At 74.8% G+C, this 18,772-nt stretch carries 15 protein-coding genes and 1 tRNA gene; 7 read left to right on the forward strand and 9 right to left on the reverse strand.

Annotated features, from left to right (window positions below):
- Positions 1-252: 252 nt before the first annotated feature.
- From AB0I68_RS29060 to AB0I68_RS29075, 4 genes are all read right to left on the reverse strand, one after another.
- A tRNA-His gene (locus tag AB0I68_RS29060) sits at positions 253-325 on the reverse strand.
- A 75-nt stretch (positions 326-400) separates the two neighbouring features.
- The gene (locus AB0I68_RS29065; RefSeq protein ID WP_363180329.1) at positions 401-1,135 is read right to left on the reverse strand and encodes a hypothetical protein; all 735 of its coding nucleotides are present in this window, start codon (positions 1,133-1,135) and stop codon (positions 401-403) included.
- Positions 1,136-1,207: 72 nt separating this feature from the next.
- The gene (locus AB0I68_RS29070; protein ID WP_363180330.1) at positions 1,208-1,726 is read right to left on the reverse strand and encodes a hypothetical protein; all 519 of its coding nucleotides are present in this window, start codon (positions 1,724-1,726) and stop codon (positions 1,208-1,210) included.
- Positions 1,727-1,890: 164 nt separating this feature from the next.
- Positions 1,891-2,040 carry a hypothetical protein gene (locus AB0I68_RS29075; protein ID WP_363180331.1) on the reverse strand — a complete coding sequence of 50 codons (150 nt, stop codon included), beginning with the start codon at positions 2,038-2,040 and terminating at the stop codon, positions 1,891-1,893.
- On the opposite strand from AB0I68_RS29075, the gene AB0I68_RS29080 reads away from it, so the two are divergent.
- Together AB0I68_RS29080 and AB0I68_RS29085 are read left to right on the forward strand one after the other, a co-directional pair.
- Positions 2,039-2,884, forward strand: coding sequence for a LysR family transcriptional regulator (locus AB0I68_RS29080; RefSeq protein WP_363180332.1), 846 nt, complete (start codon positions 2,039-2,041; stop codon positions 2,882-2,884). The genes AB0I68_RS29075 and AB0I68_RS29080 overlap by 2 nt on opposite strands.
- A gap of 99 nt (positions 2,885-2,983) precedes the next feature.
- Positions 2,984-4,105 (forward strand): aminopeptidase P family protein, encoded by a 1,122-nt coding sequence (locus AB0I68_RS29085; protein WP_363180333.1) that lies wholly within the window; start codon positions 2,984-2,986, stop codon positions 4,103-4,105.
- Positions 4,106-4,326: 221 nt separating this feature from the next.
- Here AB0I68_RS29085 and treZ read toward each other — a convergent pair whose 3' ends face one another.
- Positions 4,327-6,081, reverse strand: a complete 1,755-nt coding sequence (treZ, locus tag AB0I68_RS29090; protein ID WP_363180334.1) for a malto-oligosyltrehalose trehalohydrolase — start codon at positions 6,079-6,081, stop codon at positions 4,327-4,329.
- Positions 6,082-6,192: 111 nt separating this feature from the next.
- On the opposite strand from treZ, the gene AB0I68_RS29095 reads away from it, so the two are divergent.
- Positions 6,193-6,756: a DUF1707 and FHA domain-containing protein gene (locus tag AB0I68_RS29095; protein ID WP_363180335.1), complete on the forward strand. Its 564-nt coding sequence runs from the start codon at positions 6,193-6,195 to the stop codon at positions 6,754-6,756.
- A 64-nt stretch (positions 6,757-6,820) separates the two neighbouring features.
- Entirely contained in the window at positions 6,821-7,381 is a 561-nt protein-coding gene (locus AB0I68_RS29100) for a GNAT family N-acetyltransferase (RefSeq protein WP_363180336.1), read from the forward strand.
- On the opposite strand, the gene AB0I68_RS29105 is transcribed toward AB0I68_RS29100, so the two are convergent.
- A complete protein-coding gene (locus AB0I68_RS29105; protein WP_363180337.1) occupies positions 7,371-8,696 on the reverse strand; it encodes a M14 family zinc carboxypeptidase in 1,326 nt (441 codons plus the stop codon). The genes AB0I68_RS29100 and AB0I68_RS29105 overlap by 11 nt on opposite strands.
- Positions 8,697-8,802: 106 nt before the next feature.
- Positions 8,803-10,260, reverse strand: coding sequence for a dihydrolipoyl dehydrogenase (gene lpdA / locus AB0I68_RS29110; protein ID WP_363180338.1), 1,458 nt, complete (start codon positions 10,258-10,260; stop codon positions 8,803-8,805).
- An 84-nt stretch (positions 10,261-10,344) separates the two neighbouring features.
- On the opposite strand from lpdA, the gene AB0I68_RS29115 reads away from it, so the two are divergent.
- Entirely contained in the window at positions 10,345-11,232 is an 888-nt protein-coding gene (locus tag AB0I68_RS29115) for a LysR family transcriptional regulator (RefSeq protein WP_363180339.1), read from the forward strand.
- Here the strand turns inward: AB0I68_RS29115 and treY are convergent.
- Positions 11,200-13,392 (reverse strand): malto-oligosyltrehalose synthase, encoded by a 2,193-nt coding sequence (treY, locus tag AB0I68_RS29120; RefSeq protein WP_363180373.1) that lies wholly within the window; start codon positions 13,390-13,392, stop codon positions 11,200-11,202. The two genes, AB0I68_RS29115 and treY, sit on opposite strands and share 33 nt — an antisense overlap.
- Before the next feature lie 196 nt (positions 13,393-13,588).
- Here treY and AB0I68_RS29125 point away from each other — a divergent pair, with 196 nt between their 5' ends.
- Positions 13,589-14,956, forward strand: a complete 1,368-nt coding sequence (locus AB0I68_RS29125) for an MFS transporter (RefSeq protein WP_363180340.1) — start codon at positions 13,589-13,591, stop codon at positions 14,954-14,956.
- Here AB0I68_RS29125 and glgX read toward each other — a convergent pair.
- Complete coding sequence (gene glgX, locus AB0I68_RS29130; RefSeq protein WP_363180341.1) at positions 14,941-17,055, reverse strand: glycogen debranching protein GlgX; 2,115 nt, start codon at positions 17,053-17,055, stop codon at positions 14,941-14,943. The genes AB0I68_RS29125 and glgX overlap by 16 nt on opposite strands.
- 296 nt (positions 17,056-17,351) lie before the next feature.
- Here glgX and AB0I68_RS29135 point away from each other — a divergent pair, with 296 nt between their 5' ends.
- A complete protein-coding gene (locus tag AB0I68_RS29135) occupies positions 17,352-18,638 on the forward strand; it encodes an SAV2148 family HEPN domain-containing protein (RefSeq protein ID WP_363180342.1) in 1,287 nt (428 codons plus the stop codon).
- The last annotated feature ends 134 nt before the right edge of the window (positions 18,639-18,772 follow it).

Genomic DNA, 18,772 nt, shown 5'->3' on the forward strand with positions numbered 1-18,772 from the left:
GCGCTGGGCAGGAGGTACGGCGTCCGGCACCGCCACCCCCGCCACCGAGGGAGAACGCATGGCCATCGCCCACCGCAGGATCGGCACCGGCCCCGTCCGCGTCATCTTCGTCGACCTTCGCAGGTCTCGTCGTGTCGTGACGGGCAGGCGAGCACCCGTCGGCCTCCGGCGGATGCCGCCCCGCCAGGATGGGTGGCGGGAAACGCCTGTAGGGGTACGAGAGAAGATCTCGTACCCCTACAGGACCAATAGGGTGAGTGACGGGACTTGAACCCGCGGCCACCTGGACCACAACCAGGTGCTCTACCAACTGAGCTACACCCACCACGAAGGGCGGCGGAACCGCCCGTTCGATGTGCACGCACAGCATAGCTGATCAGGAGGGTGGTCCCGCCACGCGTTATCCGGCCGTGGCGTGCGCGACGGCCGCCGCCGCGAGCGCCTTCACGACGGGGTGCGGGCGGGTTCCGTCCCCGGACAGCTCCGGCTGGAACAGCGTGGCCAGGAAGAAGGGGTGTCCCGGCAGCTCCGCGATGCGCGCCTGTCCGTCCTCGTCGCGCCCCGACAGCCGCAGCCCGTGGGCGGTGAGCACCGGCAGGTGCCGTGGCTCCGGCCCGTAGCCGCAGTGGTAGCGCTCCATGGACCGCTCCGCGCCGAGCGTGGACTCGGCGAGCGACCCGGGCTCGGCCCGTACGAGGCCCTCGTGGCCGACGAGCGAACAGGCGAGCGGGGCGATCAGCAGGTCCTCGGCTCCGGGGTCGTTCTCGGCGTGGGCGACGCCGGTCAGTCCGCAGACCGAGCGGGCGTACTCCAGCAGCGCGTGCTGGAAGCCGCCGCAGGTCCCGAGGAACGGAATGGCCTCCTCCCGTGCCACCCGGATCGCGGCGAGCGCCCCGGCCTCGCTGGCGTACGGGCTCCCGGGCAGCACCCAGACCGCGTCGAACCGGGCCAGGGCCCCGGAGGCGGCTTCGGCCTCGGCATCGCCGGTGGGGATCCAGTACGCGTCGAGGACGAGCCCGTCGCGGGAGGCGAGGGCGTCGAGGAGGAGCGGGATGCGGGTGTGGGACTTCACATGCGGGGAGCGGTCGCCGACGAGGGCGATCCGTGCGGTCTTCGGGGTCTGCGCCGTGGTCATGCCGATCATCCTGCGGCCCGGCCCCGGTTCAGCGCCAACGATTGTTCCTGCGCGTTCGATAAGCAGAGCTGATCAGTGCTTCAAGGCCGCCTTGGTGGCCACGATGATCAGACCGAGGACGAGGTTGACGACCCCCTCGGCCGCCAACTGGCGGCGCGTGGCCCCCGCGCGGGCGGCGCCGAGGCACGCCCAGGCGACCTGCTGCGTCACGGCGACGCTCATGGCCAGCCATGCCGTCCCGACGTAGTCCAGTCCGAGGAGGCCGCTGACGGCGACGGCGGCCGCAGGCAGCACGGCGGCCTCGACGATCGGCCACTCGTGCACGGCGACCCGGCGGATCTCGTGCCGGCTCCAGGGCTCGCCGACCAGCCGTTCCCCCGCCAGCTGGGCGTACACGTGAGTGGCCCAGAACACCACGCCCGTGACGACCAGGAGAAGCACGAGCTGCAACCGCGGATGCGGGCCGGTGGAACTGGCGGTGGCGACCACGGAGGTGGCGAGGAGGGAGCCGTACACGGCGCCGGCGGAGTCGGTCCGGGCTGCGCGCCGTGGCCTGCCGCGGCCGGCCGGCTGGCCGCTGGGGATGCTCACCCTCCCACGATAGGGACGCCGGGACCCGGCACCGCCCGGGCGCGCCGGTCCCGCCGACCCTCCCGGCCCCTCACCCCGATGGCCGGTCCCGCGGACCGGGCTCCACGCACCGGTTCCCGCGGACCGGGCCCGCGGACCAGGCCTGGCGGACCGGGCATTGCGGACTACGCCTCGCGGACCCGCTTCTCGCGGACCCGCTTCTCGCGGACCCGCTTCTCGCGGACCCGCTTCTCGCGGACCCGCTTCTCGCGGGCCGGGCCCCGCGCATCAGGTGCCGCGGGCCGGGGGCCGCGGCGGTGGCACGCTGATGGCATGGATCCGCACCTGCTCCGCACCTTCGTCGCCGTCGCCCGGCTGTCCTCCTTCTCCGCCGCCGCCCGCGAGCTCGGCTACACCCAGTCCGCCGTGTCCCAGCACATCGCCGCCCTCGAAGGCGACCTGCGCGCCGAGCTCCTCACCCGGCGGCCCGTGGAGCCGACCCCGGCCGGGGTGCGGCTGCTGGAACACGCGGGGCCGCTGCTGCTGCGGCTCGACGCCGCCCGGGCCGACGTGCTGCGGCTGGCCGCCGCCCCGCCCGGGCAGGTCACGCTCGCCGCGTCCCCGCTCGCCGTGGGGCCCCGGCTGCTCGCCGCGCTGCCGGCCACCGGGGTCGCGCTGCGGGTGCTGCCGGCCGCCGAGGTGCCGGCCGCCGTCGCCACCGGCGGCTGCGACCTCGGCCTGGTCGACGGCCTCGCCGCGCCCAGCGACCCGCTGCGGCTGCCCGACGTGGCCCCGCTCACCGTCACCGGCGTCGGCGAGGAGCAGCCGGCCGTACTGCTCCCGGCCGGGCACCCCTTCGCGGGCCGGGCCTCGCTGCGGCTGGACGACCTCGCCGACGCCCGCTGGATCGACGCCCCCGGCGTCGGACCGGCGCCCGCCGCGGTCCGCACCGGTCCGGCCCTGCGCTACGACGGCACCGACCTGCACGCCCTGTGCGCCCTCGCCGCCGCGGGGCACGGCCTGGTCCTGCTGCCGCGCCGCGTGGCCGAGGCCGCCGGGGCCGGGGTCGCCGTACCGCTGTCCGACCCGCGCCTGGTGCACCGTACGGAACTCCTCGCCCCGGGCGCCCCGGCCCCCGCTGCCGCCGCCCTCGCCGCCCGCCTCACCGCGGCCGGATGACCGGCGCCGGGGTGAGGCGGGCGCAGCGTGACCGGCGGCCGGGGACCCGCAGGCCGGTAACCACTCGCGCGCCGCCCGGCCCGGCGGCAGGATCGCACCATGGACCTCGAACCCGATCCGTTCACGCACACCGACTACGCCGCCCGGATGGCAGCCGCCGCGCAGAGCGCCGCCGATGCCGGGCTGGCGGGCCTGCTCATCGCCCCCGGGCCCGACCTCGCCCACCTCACCGGCTACCGGCCGGTCGACACCGAGCGGCTGACCGTGCTCGTGCTCGCCGCCGGGCAGGAGCCCGTCCTCGTCGTGCCCGCCCTGGAAGCCCCCGACGCGGCCAAGGCCCCCGGGGCGCCCGCGCTGACCCTGCGCGACTGGGCCGACGGGAAGAACCCGTACGGCGTCACCGCGCCGCTCCTCGGCGTCGGCGGCCGCTTCGGGGTCAGCGACAACACCTGGGCGCTGCACCTGCTGGGCCTCCAGCGGGAGTTGCCGGCCACCTCGTACGCCCCGCTCACCGATGTCCTGCCGATGCTCCGCGCGGTCAAGGACCAGCGGGAGCTGGAGCGGCTCGCGGCGGCCGGTGCGGCCGCCGACGCGACGTACGAACAGATCCTGAAGGTTCCCTTCGCCGGACGCCGGGAGACCGACATCGCCGCCGACCTGGCCGCGCTGCTGCGCGAACACGGCCACTCCCAGGTGGACTTCACGGTCGTCGGCTCCGGACCCAACGGGGCCGACCCGCACCACGAGGCCGGCGAGCGGACCATCGGGCACGGCGACATGGTGGTCCTCGACTTCGGCGGGCTCAAGCACGGCTACGGCTCCGACATCTCGCGCACCGTGCACGTCGGCGAGCCGAGCGCCGAGGAGCAGCGCGTCCACGACATCGTCCGCGAGGCCCAGCAGGCCGCCTCCGCGGCCGTCCGCCCGGGCATCGCCTGCCAGGAGGTGGACCGGGCGGCCCGCGCGGTGATCACCGAGTTCGGCTACGGCGACCGGTTCATCCACCGCACGGGCCACGGCATCGGCGTGACCACCCACGAGCCCCCGTACATGGTCGAGGGCGAGGAGCAGCCCCTGGTCCCCGGGATGTGCTTCTCGGTGGAGCCGGGCATCTACCTGCCCGGCCGCTTCGGGGTGCGCATCGAGGACATCGTGACGGTCACCGAGGACGGCGGCCGCAGCCTCAACAACGCCCCGCGCGAGCTGGCCGTCGTGGAGTGAGGGCCCCGAGCCGCCACAACTCCCCGGCGACGACGAGGCGGTAGCCGTGGTCCACGCTCTCCTGCCCGCGCAGGCGGGCGTGGCGCCGCTCCCGGGCTCCCGAGCGCAGGTGGCCGTCGGGCCCTGTGCCCGTGCCGGTTCCTGTTCCGGTTCCTGTTCCATGGGCCGACGCCACCGGAGCGGGTCCGCCGTGATCAAGGGATTCCGCTGGGGCCGAGCCGTCACGGCCCCAGCAGCACCGCCGATTCGGCCGGTACGTGGACGCGGCCGTCCGGACCCGGGTGCCCGGCGGGTTCCCAGGCGGCCAGGACCCGGACCCCGTTGCGGCCGAGAGCGATGGTCACCGGGTCGGGGGACAGGTTCACGGCCACCCGTACGTCGCCCCGCCGGAAGGTCACCCAGCGGCGCTCCTCGTCGTACGCCACGTGGACCGCGGCCAGGTCCGGATCCCGCAGGTCCGGGTGGGTGCGCCGGAGCGTGATCAGGGTCCGGTACCAGGCCAGCAGGCGGTCGTGCGGAGCGCGCTCCGGCTCCGCCCAGTCCAGGCACGAGCGGTCCCGGGTCGCCGGGTCCTGCGGGTCCGGGATCTCTTCGGCCTTCCAGCCGTGCGCCGCGAACTCCCGGCGCCGGCCGGTCCGTACCGCCTCGGCGAGCTCCGGGTCCACATGGTCGGTGAAGTACTGCCACGGCGTCCCCGCGGCCCACTCCTCGCCCATGAACAGCATCGGCACGAACGGCCCGGTCAGCGCCAGCGCCGCGCCGCACGCCAGCAGCCCGGGGGAGAGCGAGGCCGCGAGCCGGTCGCCGAGCGCCCGGTTGCCGATCTGGTCGTGGGTCTGCGTGTAGCCGAGGAAGCGGTGCGCGGGCGTCCGGCGCCGGTCCACCGGGCGGCCGTGGCCACGGCCCCGGAACGAGGACCAGGTCCCGTCGTGGAAGAAGACCCGGGTCATGGTCTTGGCCAGGGCGGCGAGCGGAGCCTCGGCGAAATCGGCGTAGTACGCCTGGGACTCGCCGGTCAGCGCACAGTGCAGGGCGTGGTGGAAGTCGTCGTTCCACTGGGCGTGCAGGCCCAGTCCCCCGGAGCCGCGCGGGGTCGTGGTGCGCGGATCGCACCGGTCGGACTCCGCGATCAGGAACAGCGGGCGGCCGGTCTCGGCGGCGAGCGCGTCCACGGCCGCGGACAGCTCCTCCAGGAAGGTCAGCGCCCGTCCGTCGGCGAGCGCGTGCACGGCGTCCAGGCGGAGCCCGTCGATCCGGTAGTCCCGCAGCCAGGCCAGGGCGCTGCCCAGAAGGTACGCGCGCACCTCGTCGGAGCCGGCGGCGTCCAGGTTCACCGCCGCGCCCCACGGGGTGTGGTGGGTGTCCGTGAAGTACGGGCCGAAGGCCGGGAGGTGGTTGCCGGAGGGGCCCAGGTGGTTGTGGACCACGTCCAGCACCACCCCGAGGCCGGCCGTGTGGGCCGCGTCCACGAACCGGGCGAGCCCGGCCGGGCCGCCGTACGGCTCGTGCACCGCCCAGGGCGCGACCCCGTCGTACCCCCACCCGTGCCGGCCGGGGAAGGGGCAGACCGGCATCAGCTCCACGTGCGTGACCCCGAGCGCGGTGAGGTGCCCGAGGCGGGCGGCGGCCGCGTCGAAGGTGCCCTCGGGGGTGAAGGTGCCGATGTGCAGCTCGTAGAGGACCGCGTCCTGGAGCCGTGTCCCGGGCGGCGGCGCCTGCGGGGCGAGCGGCTCGAAATCCACCACCGCCGAGAGGCCGTCGGGCCCGTCGGGCAGCCGCCGCCCGCGCGGGTCGGGCCGTACGAGCTCTTGGCCGGGCTCCGCGCCCAGCAGGAATCCGTACCGGTCCCCGTCGGCGGCCGGGGCCTCTGCGATCCACCAGTCGGCCCGGTCCGGATCGCGTGCCATCTCGTACGTCGCGTCGCCGAGTCGCAGCGCGACCCGGTCTGTCAGCGGTACCCACACCTCGAACTGCACGGTCGGTTCCCCTCGTCTGCGGCGGTACCCGGAACGTGTGCCGGCCCCATCATCGCGGGACGGCCGCAGGAGTTCTGGACACTCCGGCCTTGACGGGCCGACAATCACCCTGTGACGTCGAGTTTCGAGTTCCCCGCCTTCCCGGTCCCGCGCCTGTCCGACGCGGAGCGCGACCGGGCGCTGGTCCAGCTCCGCGAGGGCGCGGCCCTCGGGAAGCTGTCCCACGACACGTTCCTGCGCCGTATGGAACTCGCCCTGGTCGCCCGCCGCTCCGAGGACCTCGTGGTCCTCACCGCCGACCTCGAGAGCCGCAGGAGCGGCGAAGGCCCGTGGACCCGTCGCGTCTTCGCCTGGGTGGGCCGGGCCTCGGCCGTGTCCGCCGGCGTCCGGCGGGCCTGGAACGCCGAGCGGCTGCCCAAGCTGCTGCTGCCGCACCCGAGCGCGCGGTCCCTGCGGATCGGCCGCGACCCCGGAAACGGGCTGCGGCTCACCGACGAGACCGTCTCCCGGGTGCATGCCGAGCTCGGCATGCGCGACGGGGTGTGGGTGCTCACCGACCTCGGCTCCTCCAACGGCACCACGGTCAACGGCCGCCGGGTGACCGGCTCGGTGGCGGTCCGGGACGGGGACCAGATCGGCTTCGGCCGGATGAACTTCCGGCTGTCGTCCGGCTAGGGAGTGTCCGGCGGATGACGGCCGGGGGTTCTCCCGGATCATGCCGGGGCCGAAGATGACGTCCATGGAACATGAAGACGCGAAGGACCCGAAGGACCCGAAGGACCGGACGGGCCCGAAGGAACACCCGCCCGTCGTGCGCCCCGCGCGCCCCGAGGACCTGCCCCGCCTCGTCGAACTCGTCCACGAGCACGTCGCGTACGAGAAGTCCGCGCCCCGGCCCCCGGACCTGGCCGACCGGCTCGGACCGCAGCTGTTCGCCGAGGGCGCCCGCCAGTGGGTGCTGCTGGCGCAGGCCCCGGACGGCTCGGTTGCCGGATATGCCGCCTGCTCGGCCGAGTTCGCGTTCTGGGACGCCCGGCACTACCTCCACATGGACTGCCTCTACCTCGCCGAGGAGGCCCGCGGCCACGGCCTCGGCGCCGCCCTGATGGACGGCGTGGCAGGCCTCGCCCGTGAGCTCGGCCTCGACCAGGTCCAGTGGCAGACCCCGGACTGGAACGAGGGCGCGATCCGCTTCTACGACCGGCTCGGCGCCGCCGGCGCGCCCAAGCGCCGGTACACCCTGTCCGTACCGGCCACGACGGCTGCCGTCCCCCCGTCCCCCGCGGCCCCTACGCATTGACCGTCCCGTCCGCCACGAGCCGCTCGTAGGCCGCCAGGACGGTGCGGGTCTGGTGCTCGACCTGGATGGCCACCGGGACCCGGCGCGCCTGGAACCGGGCGGCGAACTCCTCGCACCAGCCGGTGACGAGCCGGTCCAGCCCCGGGGCCGCCGGGTGGCCCTGGGCCCGGAGCACCCGCAGCAGCATCGCGGCGGCGCGCAGCGACAGGCGCCTGCCGAAGGCGTCGATGCTGCCGATGGAGGCCGCCGTGGCCTCGGCGGGCGCCCCGGGGCCGGTCCACTCCACGGTGATCCGGGGGATCAGGGCGAGCGTCCAGTCGACGGCGCGCAGCAGCGCGGCCGCATCGGAGTCCCCGCCAAGGCCCGCGCCGGCGCCCGAGCCGGCGCCCGCGCCGGGCAGCGGCGCTCCGGGTGGCACGGCGTCCCGTACGCGGGTCACGAGCGCGGCGTCCGCGGTGAGCCGCCCGGCCAGGAACCGCAGCGCGCCGCGCGGGTCCGGGTGCGGGGCGGGGTCGTCCACCAGGTCCGAGGCCCACATGGGGACTTCGACGATGGCCGTGGTGCCGGCGTACCGGTGGGCGTGGTACCACGTGCTGAGCCGGGTGTCCTCCGGGTGGAACGCCCCGGCGGCGTCGGCCCCGGGCTCGGGCATCACGAAGATCCCGGGCCCGGGGGAGGGCCAGCCGGCCGCGTCCGAGGCCCCGGTCTCCACCGGGATCCGCAGCTCGGCGGCCGATTTGGCGAACGGTTCCGCGAGGCCGGGTATGTCCCGGGTGAGCTGCACCCAGGACCCGCCGAGGTCGGTGCCGTGCAGCGAGACCTGGAGGACGGGCCGCAGCTCGTCGATGACGGAGGTCAGGGCCAGGGTCTCGGGCGGCAGCCGGTCCGGAGGCAGTAAAGACGGCGCCCACTCGGGCTGTTCCGGACCCGGGGGCCGGAAGAAGTTCCGGTGGTAGTCGAGCAGGGAGTACGGGCGGGGTGTGCGGTGCAGGGCCGCCCCGTCGGGATCGGCGCACAGCAGGAAGTGCCAGCCGCGGCCGGCGCGGGTCGCCGGGTCGCGGAGAACGCGCCGGGCGAGGACGAGCGCGGTGGCACCGCCGACGGGCTCGTTGGCGTGGGCCCCGGCGACGACGAGCACGCCCGCGCCCTGCGGGCGGCCGCTCGGCTCGACGGAGAGCAGCCACAGGGGCCGGCTGCCCCGGGAGGTGCCGATCTGGCGGAGTCGGGCCGGGCCGGGGTGCTCGTCCGCCAGAGCACGGGCGGCCAGCGCGAGCTCGGACGGTGTGGGGTAGCACATGTCACGGAGGAGGGTCACGTCTGATGCAATGCCCGCCGCGCACGCCCCCTACTGCTCCGCGCGCCCCACACTTCCCGAAAACCCCTGGCCAACGCCTCGCCCCGACGGCCCGGCCCCGGCCCGGCTACTGCTGGTGGAGGCCGCGGCCGGCCAGGGACAGGAAGGCCTCGCCCACCGCCTCCGACAGCGTCGGATGGGCATGGACGTGGCGGGCCACGTCGGCCGGCTCGGCGTCCCAGCCCACGATCAGCTGGCTCTCCGCGATCATCTCCGACACGTGCGGCCCCACCAGGTGCACGCCCAGCACCCGCCCGCCCCGCTCGGCGACCACCTTCACCGTCCCGCCCTGTCCGTGCACCATCCCCTTCGCCACCGCCGTCAGCGGCATCGTGTTGACGACGACGTCGTACGAGAGGTCCCGGGCCTGCGCCTCCGTGAGTCCGACGGCGGCCGTCTGCGGAGCGGAGTACGTCACCCGCGGTACGGCCGCGTAGTCCACCGGGGCGCTCGCCACCCCGGCCAGGGTCTCGGCGACGAGCAGCCCCTCGGCGAACGAGGCGTGCGCCAGACCGAGCGAGGGCGGCGGCAGCAGGTCGCCCACCACGTGGATCCCCGGGACCGCGGTCTCCAGCCGGGACCAGTCGGCCGGTGCCACGAACCCCCGGCCGTCCGTGGCCAGTCCAGCCGCCGCGAGGTCGAGCCCGTCGGTCACCGGGACCCGGCCGACCGCTACAAGCAGCCGCTCCGCGGTCACCTCCCGGACGTCCCCGCGCGCACCGCGCACGGTGGCCCGTACGCCCCCGGCCGCGAGCCGCTCCACGCCTTCCAGCCGGGCCCCCGTCCGCACGTCGATCCCGCGCTTCTTCAGCCCGCGCGTCAGATGCCGGGACACGTCCGCGTCCTCCAGCGGCACCAGCCGCTCCGCGGCCTCGACCAGGGTCACCCCGGCGCCCATGGACCGGTGGAAGGAGGCGTACTCCACGCCGATCGCCCCGCCGCCCAGCACCAGCACCGAGGCGGGCAGTCCCGGCGCGAACAGCGCGTCGTCGCTGGTGACGACGGTGTGCCCGTCGGGCTCCAGACCGGGCAGTGTGCGCGGCCGGGAGCCGGTGGCCAGCACGATGCCGCGGGCCGCGGTGAACTCCCGCCCGTCCTCGGTCCGGACGGACCGCGGCCCGGTCAGCCGGGCGCCGCTGCGCACCACGCGGACGCCGGCGTGCCGCAGGTGGCCTTCCACACCCTGGTGGTTGCGGGAGACGATGTCGTCCCGGGTGGCGGTCAGGGCCGGCCAGTCCACCGAGTCCACGACGGCCCGGACCCCCCACCGCTCCCGCGCCTCGGCGATGCCGTCGACGAGTTCGGCCGCGTGCAGCATCGCCTTGCTGGGGATGCAACCGCGGTGCAGGCAGGTCCCGCCGACCTTGTCGCGCTCCACGAGGACGACGCTCAGCCCGAGGGCCGCGGCCCGCAGGGCGGTGCTGTATCCGCCCGTGCCGCCGCCGATCACGGTGACGTCCACGGAGCCGTCGGTGCTGTCGGTCTGCTCGGGGCTGCCGGTGTTCCCAGTGCTGTCGGTGTTCATGGGACAAGCGTGCGGTGGACTCCTGCCATGAGTCCAAGGCAATGATCTACTCGTCTCCATGCACACTCTTTATGCTTCCTGGCCATGAGCCTGCGTCAGATGGAGTACTTCCTCACCGTCGTGGAGGAGTCGTCCTTCACCCGCGCCGCCGAAGCCCTGCACGTCACCCAGCCCGCCCTCTCCCACCAGGTCAAGGCCTTGGAACGGTCCGTCGGCGGCGAGCTGCTGGAGCGCATGCCGCGCGGGGTCCGGCTCACTCCCATGGGCCGCGCCTTCCTGCCGCACGCCCAACTCGCCGTCCGCAGCGCCAAGCAGGCCGAACGCGCCGCCCGCGCCGCCGCCGGGGCCACCGGCGGTGAACTGCACCTCGCCACCGTCCACGCCGTCGCCGTCGGCCTGCTCCCGGGCATCGCCGCCCGCTGGCGGTCCCTGCACCCCGGCGTCCGGCTGGTGCTGCGCGAGTACGCGTCCACGGAGGCCCTGGAGGAACAGCTCGAACGGGGCGTCGCCGACCTCGCGGTGGGCCCGGAGCCCAAAGCGTGGACCGGTCCGGTGCTGCCGGTGGACCGGGAGGAGCTGGTGCTCGTGGTCCCCTTCGACGACCCGCTGGCCGGCCGGGGTTCCGTCCGGCTGGCCGAGCTCGCCGACCGCGACTGGATCCGCTGCGCGATGGAACCCTCGGTCCAGGGCCGGGCGTTCCTCGACTGGGCATGCGGCACCGCCGGCTTCACCCCGCGCACCGTTCTGCGTACGGAACACACCTCGACGGCCGTACGGATGGCCGCCGCCGGCGTCGGCATCGTCGTGGCCCCGGCCCACACGGTCCGGGGCGCCCTCGGGGAGGACTGCGCGCTGCTCTCCCTCGACCCGCCGTGGCACCGCCCCCTCTCCGTGTTCTCCCGGGTCCCGCTGGCCGGCGCCGCCGCGGCCTTCGCGGAGCTACTCGTCGCCCCGGCCGCCGTCGCGCAGTAGGAGCGCGACCGGCAGGGCCGCGAGCAGCTCCGCGAGGCGCACCTCGCCCTCGTACGAGGCCCCCCGGTCCAGGAGCGCCGTCCACCGACCCGGCGGCAGGGCCAGGGTGGTGTCCCGCCAGCCGCCGGCCCCGGCCAGCCGGTGCGAGAGCCGGGTGGCCACCGCGACCAGCCCGGCCGGGCGGGCGAAGGCCAGGCAGTGCTCCGCCGCCGGGCCCCGGGCGGACAGGGGGGCGTAGCCGGTGAACAGTCCGGGCCGGTCGCGCCGCAGCCGCAGCAGGGCGGCCGTCAGCGCGAGCTTCTCCTGCGCCTGCCCCCGCGGTACGGCCCCCGCGTCCAGCCGGGCCAGGGCCTCGCGGGGGAACCGCGCCGGGCGCCGGTTGTCCGGGTCCACCAGGGCCCGGTACTCCGTTTCGGCGCCCTGGTAGATCTCCGGGACCCCGGGCATCGCCAGGTGGAGCAGCGCCATGCCGAGCAGGTTCGCCCGGGCCGCCTCGGCCAGCCCGGCAGGCTCCTCCGGGTCCGGAACGTACCCCGCGACGGCGGCCTCGTACGCCGGGTCCTGGTCGGTCCAGCTCGTGTGCAGGGCCGCCTCCCGGACGGCCTTGAGGAGTGCCTGTACGAGCCGGTCGGTGCGCTCGGGCACCTCCCCGAGGCCGAGCGCCGTCTGCCGGGCCACCCAGGCCAGTTGGGGATCGGGACCGGCGGGCCGGCCCATCAGCCCGGGGGCCTGGGACAGCGCGGAGATCCGGGCCCGGACGTCGGCGCTGCGCTTGGTGTCGTGCGTGGACAGCACCGTCCCGGAGCCCGGCCAGTCCCGGTCGAGCGCGGCGCAGTACGCGTGGAACTCCGCGGGCGACACCGCCGGCTGCCCGGGGTCCCCGCCGACCTCGGTGGCCGACAGCAGCGGGGCGTGGCGGTAGAAGGCCCGGTCCTCCAGCGACTTGGCCCGCAGGGCCGCAGAGGTCTGCGCGAAGCGCGCCGCGAAGGCGGGATCGCGCAGCAGGAGGTCCCGTACGCCGGCCACCGCGCCCGCACCGGCCGGCGCGGCGGCCTCCGCCAGGGCCTGCGGGGAGAGCTCCGGCTCGCCGGGATACGGCCGGTAGACCGGATAGGCGATCAGCAACTCCCTCACCCCGGAGCCGAGTTCCGGCCCGGCGGCCCGCTCCAGCGCCGCCAGCTCGGCCGCCAGGTCACCGGTCAGCACCTCCCGCGCGCACGCCCGGGCCAGCTGCTCCCAGTGCGGCATCCCGGTGAACTCCGCATAGCGGCGGGCCAGTTCCGGGGCGCCCGCCGGGTCGGTGAACACCCCGTCCACCCGGTGCAGGGCGTCGTACCCGGTGGTCCCCGCCACCGGCCAGCCGGGCGGCAGCCGCTCCTGCCGGGCAAGGATCTTCTCCACCACCACCCAGCAGCCCTCGCCCACGGCCGCCCGCAGCCGCCGCAGGTACCCCGCCGGATCCGCCAGCCCGTCCACGTGGTCGATCCGCAGCCCCTCGGCCACCCCGTCGCGCACCAGCTCCAGAACCTTCGCGTGCGTCGCCGCGAACACCTCCGGGTCCTCCACCCGGACCCCGATCAGCTCCGAGATCGTGAAGAACCGGCGGTAGTTGAGCTCCGTCCGGGCCTCGCGCCAGCAGGCCGGCCGGTACCACTGCGCGGCCAGCAGCTCCGGCACCGCCAGCCCTCCCGTGCCCTCGCGCAGCGGGAACTCCAGCTCCCCGTGGCGCAGCACCCCGCCGTCGCGGTCGACCTCGAACGCGCCCGGCTCGGGCGGCCCGGGGAGCACCGGCAGCAGCACCTGCCCGCCGCCGGCCTCCCAGTCGATGTCGAACCAGCGTGCGTACGGCGTCCGCGGCCCCTCCCGCAGCACCTCCCACAGGGGCCGGTTCAGCCGCAGCGGGGACGGCACCGCCATGTGGTTCGGCACGATGTCCAGCACCAGGCCGAGTCCGTGCCCCCGGGCGGCCGCGGCCAGTGCCCGCAGACCCGGCTCGCCGCCGAGCTCGGCCCGCACCCGGGAGTGGTCGGTGACGTCGTACCCGTGCGCCGAGCCCGGGACCGCCTCCAGCACCGGCGAGAGGTGCAGGTGTGACACGCCGAGCGAGGCGAGGTACGGTACGGCTGCCCCGGCCGCCGCGAAGGGGAACTCCGGTCTCAGTTGGAGGCGGTACGTCGATGACGGGGCCGCAGGCGACCGGGTCGCAGGTGGCGCCGGAGCGACGGCTGCCGGAACATCAGATTCCGTTTGGTGGTGCGGGTACGGCTGGCTCATGAGAACGTACGTACCCATCTTCCCGGATTCCGTGCCATTACCCAATGCATCCGGGTGACTGCACCGGGTTAGCGTTGATCAAGTGGCCGGAACCGTCAACACCTATCGAAGAGTCATCGCCCTGACCGGGCCCCTACTCCCGCTCGTCTCCTTCTTCGCGCGACTCCCCGTCGCGATGTCCCAGTTCGGGAGCGTGCTGCTGGTCGCCGAGACCAGCGGCTCCCTCGCCACCGCCGGGATCGTCGGCGGCACCCTCTCCGCCGGGCAGGTGGTCTTCGGGCCCGTCCTGGGCCGGCTCGCCGACCGGCACGGGCAGCGGCCCGTGGTCCTGACCGCCGCCGCGGTCAACGCGGTCGCCACCGGCGCCCTGGTCGCCGGGGCCCTCTCGGGCCTCGCCACCGCCCCGCTCGCCGCGATCGGCGCCGTCACCGGAGCCTCCGTACCGCTGATCGGGCCGCTCGCCCGGACCCGCTCCGTGGCGCTCGCCCACCGCGCCGAGGCCGGCGAGGGCGTGGTGGGCGCCGTCCACTCGCTCGAAGGCACCCTGGACGAGGTCTCGTTCGTCCTCGGCCCGGCCCTCGTCGGACTCGCCGCGCTCGTCGCGCACCCCGCGATCGCCCTCGGCGGGGCCGCCGCCCTGGTCGCCGTCTTCGCCGCCGCCTTCGCCCTGCACCCGACCGCCGCCGTCACGGCCGGGGCGGCAGCGCCGGAGCGCACCACGCGGGGGCCGGGCGCTCGTGCGGACGCGGACGCGCTTGCGGCCGTCGGGGCCGGCGCCGGCCCCGACGCCGGGCGCCGCACCCGGCCGCCGGGTGTCGTGTACGCCGTACGGGGCTCCCTGTTCCTCCAGGGCGCCATGTTCGGCGCCTGCCAGGCCGGAATCGCCGCCCTCACCGCTCGTTTGGGCGTCCCCGGCCAGGCGGGCATCGTGTACGCCGCCATGGGCGTCGTCAGCGCCGCCGTGGGCCTGGCCCTGGGCGCGCTGCCCGCCCGGGTCGGGCTGCGGCTGCGCTGGCGGGCGGCCACCGGCGCCGCGCTGGTGCTCTCCGCACCGCTCCTCTTCACCGACACCCTGTGGCCGCTGTACGCGGTCGTCACCGTGCTCGGAGCCGCGTACGCCCCCCACCTGATCACCGCGTTCGCGCTGACCGAGCGGGTCGTGGAGCCGGCCCGGCTCGCCGAGTCGATGGCCTTCGCCGCCAGCTCGCTCGTGGCCGGGCAGGCCGCCGCGCTCGCCGCCTCCGGACGGCTCGCCGAGTGGTACGGGCCCTCCGGGGCCTTCGCCGTCGCCGTCGGGGCGGCCGCACTGTCCCTCCTCCTCGCCCTCGTCACCCGGGTCCCGGCGGCCCGGACGCACCCCGCCGCGCCCCGGGCCTTCATCCCGGCCCGGCAGACCGCCTCCCCGAACACGACCGGGAGCTCGTCGAGCTCGCCCTACGCCGGGCGCTGAAGCACCACCAGACACCGTCCCGTCAGCGCCACCCGGTCCCCGGCCGCATACTGCGGTCCGGTCCCGGGTGGCAGTACGTCCGGCCGCGCCGTGTCCACGACGAGCCGCCACTGCGCCCCGTGCCCGGCCGGGACCGTGAAATCCTGCGGATCCGCGCCCGCGTTGAACATCAGCAGGAACGAGTCGTCGGTGATCCGCTCCCCGCGCGAGCCCGGCTCGGAGATCGCCTCCCCGTTGAGGAACACCGTCAGCGAGCGCGCGTGCTGCGCCTGCCAGTCGCGGGCCCGCATCGGATCCCCGTGCGGGGTGAACCATGCGATGTCGGAAAGCTCGTCGTTGGTCCCCTCCACCGGCCGGCCGTGGAAGAACCGGCGCCGCCGGAACACCGGGTGGTCGCGCCGCAGCCACACCATCCGCCGGGTGAACTCCAGCAGGGACGGCGGCGGTTTGCCCGGCTCCGGCCAGTGCACCCACGACAGCGCGTTGTCCTGGCAGTAGGCGTTGTTGTTGCCGCCCTGCGAGCGGGCGAACTCGTCGCCGTGGCTGAGCATCGGCACGCCCTGCGAGAGCATCAGGGTGGCCGTGAAGTTGCGCATCTGGCGCTCGCGCAGCTCCTGGACCTCCGGGTCCTCCGTCGGCCCCTCGGCTCCGCAGTTCCACGACCGGTTGTGGGTCTCCCCGTCCCGATTGCCCTCACGATTCGCCTCGTTGTGCTTCTCGTCGTACGAGACGAGGTCGTTCAGGGTGAAACCGTCGTGGCAGGTGGTGAAGTTGATGGAGGCCAGCGGGCGGCGGCCGTCGTCCTGGTAGAGGTCCGAGGAGCCGGTCAGCCGCCCCGCGAACTCCGCGAGCGTCCGCGGCTGCCCGCGCCACAAGTCCCGTACGGTGTCCCGGTACTTGCCGTTCCACTCGGTCCACAGCGGCGGGAAGTTTCCCACCTGGTAGCCGCCCTCGCCCAGGTCCCAGGGCTCCGCGATCAGCTTCACCTGGCTGACCACGGGATCCTGCTGGACCAGGTCGAAGAACGAGGACAGCCGGTCCACCTCGTGGAACTGCCGGGCGAGCGTGGCGGCGAGGTCGAAGCGGAACCCGTCCACATGCATCTCGGTGACCCAGTAGCGCAGCGAGTCCATGATCAGCTGGAGTACGTGCGGGGAGCGCATGAGCAGGGAGTTCCCGGTCCCGGTGGTGTCCATGTAGTGCCGGGGATCATCCGCGAGGCGGTAGTACGAGGCGTTGTCGAGCCCCCGGAAGGACAGCGTCGGGCCCAGGTGGTTGCCCTCGGCGGTGTGGTTGTAGACCACGTCGAGGATCACCTCGATCCCGGCCTCGTGCAGGGCCCGCACCGCCGACTTGAACTCCAGCACCTGCTGGCCGCGGTCACCGGAGGCGTAGCCGTTGTGCGGGGCGAAGAAGCCGATCGTGTTGTAGCCCCAGTAGTTGCTCAGCCCGTCGTCGACCAGCCGGTGGTCGTTCACGTACTGGTGCACCGGCATCAGCTCCAGCGCCGTCACCCCGAGCTTGGTGAGGTGCCCGATGACCGCCGGGTGCGCGAGGGCCCCGTACGTGCCGCGCAGCTCCTCGGGCAGATCGGGATGGCGCATGGTCAGACCCTTGACGTGGGCCTCGTACAGCACGGTGTGGTGGTACTCGTGGCGCGGCGGGCGGTCGTTGGCCCAGTCGAAGTACGGATTGACCACGACCGAACTCATCGTGTGCGGCGCCGAGTCGAGGTCGTTGCGCGAATCCGGCCGGCCGAAGTGGTAGCCGTACACCTCCTCGCCCCAGTCGACGCTGCCGGCGATGGCCCGCGCGTACGGGTCCAGCAGCAGCTTGGCCGCGTTGCAGCGCTGCCCGCGCTCGGGCTCGTACGGGCCGTGCACGCGGAAGCCGTAGCGCTGCCCCGGCATCACCCCGGGCAGGTAGGCGTGGCGTACGAAGGCATCGGTCTCGCGCAGTTCGACGGCCGTCTCCGAGCCGTCCTCGTGGAGCAGACACAGTTCGATGCGTCGGGCGGCCTCGGAGTAGACCGCGAAATTGGTGCCGGCGCCGTCGTACGTGGCGCCGAGCGGATACGCCTGTCCCGGCCAGACCTGCATGGCTGACGACTCTTCCCCTCGTTCCCCGGCTGTCGGGCTGATGTGCCGGGCTGATCCGGCGTGGACCACGTCACTGCCAGATCTTCCCCGAAAGTGGGCCCGCACGCGGGGACTTGGGATGCTCCTACCGGGTGACCCGGAGAGCTGATATGCGGGTCAGCGGACTATGCGGGCATCCGATAATGGGTCAACAGGCCACCGGTGTACGGTCCATCGGGCTGCATCGGGCGCCGAGCTCGGAGTACCCTTCCGTGATCACTGGAGACGGGCGTCCAGACGCAGAAGGCGGTGCACGGGTGAGCTCGGGAGGTCTGGAGCTGCCCCCTGGTGACAGCGGTCACGAGGGCGGCCCGGCGGACGCCCCAGGAGGTGCGCCAGGAGGTGCGCCCGACGGGGTTCCCACGGGGGTGCCGGCCGGGGCGGTGTCGCTGGCCCCGACGGCGGCCGGGAGTGTGCGGGCCGGGGCCGAGCTGGACTGGGGCGCGGACGCCTGGAGCGAGGTCCGGACCCGGGCGCAGCGGGCCGGCCGCGCGTACATCTGGCTGAACCTGATCGAACAGCGGCTGCGCGCCGTCGTCGGCGCGGTGCTGCGGCCGATCTACGAACCCGTGCACGGCGGGGACGACTGGGTGGTCGCGGCCGCCGGACCCGCCGGCCAGGAGTGGGTGCAGCGGGCCGTCGCCGTCCGCGAGGTCAGCCGGCGCAAGGGCTACCTGCTGGACCCGGCCGACGACAACGTGCTGAGCTTCCTGACGCTCCCGCAGCTGCGGGAGCTCATGGTCCAGCACTGGCCGTGCTTCGAGCCGTACTTCGACGACCGGCGGGAGATCGAGCTCGCGCTCGACGAGCTGGAGGTCACCCGGAACGTGGTCTCCCGCAACCGGGCGCTGTCGCGGGCGGTGCTGGAGCAGGCGGAGCGCGCCTCGGCCCGGCTGCTCGAGGTGCTGGGCGGCGGCGCGGGCTCCCCGGCGGCGGACCGGCTGCCGATCGACGCCGTCGAGGACCTGGTGGGCGACCGGTACGCGGACGTCATCTCGGTCCACCCGGACCGGGTGCGGCTGCAGCGGCAGCTCCCGGCGGAGGACCTGTTCGGCGGCGCGCGGCGGCTCGACGCCATCGGCATCGGCCTCAACCTGCTGGTGCAGAACTTCTCGGGCCGAAGACTCGTGCGCCTCACGGAGGCCGGCTGCCGGGTCCGGCTGCTGTTCCTGAACCCGGCCAGCAGTGCCGTGAAGCGGCGCGAGCGGGAGCTCGGCCTGCGCAAGGGCGAGCTGAGCCGCTCGGTGGAGATGAACATCCTGCACGTGCGGCGGGTCCGGGCGGGGCTGCGGGATCCCTCGCGGTTCGAGATCCACGTCTTCGACGAGACGCCCCGCTTCACCGCGTACCTGGTGGAGGGGGAGTCCTCGGGCATCGCCGTGGTGCAGTCGTACCTGCGCCGGGCGCGCGGCATGGAGGCGCCGGTGCTGGTCCTGCGGGGCGGCGGCACCCGCGGTTCCTCGCGGGACGCGGAGAACGGGCTGTTCCCGACGTACCGGGAGGAATTCGAGTCGATCTGGCAGGACTCCCGCCCGGTGTCGTGACTGTCAGTGCCCCGTGGCAGGCTGAAAGTCGTTGACCGAAGGTGTACGGGGGAGGGGCACGGGGTGGAGGACTGGCGCGGCACGGGGGACCGGCACGGCGGTGTGCTGATCGGATGCGGCCTGGAGACGACCGG

This window comes from Streptomyces sp. NPDC050448 (assembly GCF_040655295.1).
Classification (GTDB): domain Bacteria; phylum Actinomycetota; class Actinomycetes; order Streptomycetales; family Streptomycetaceae; genus Streptomyces.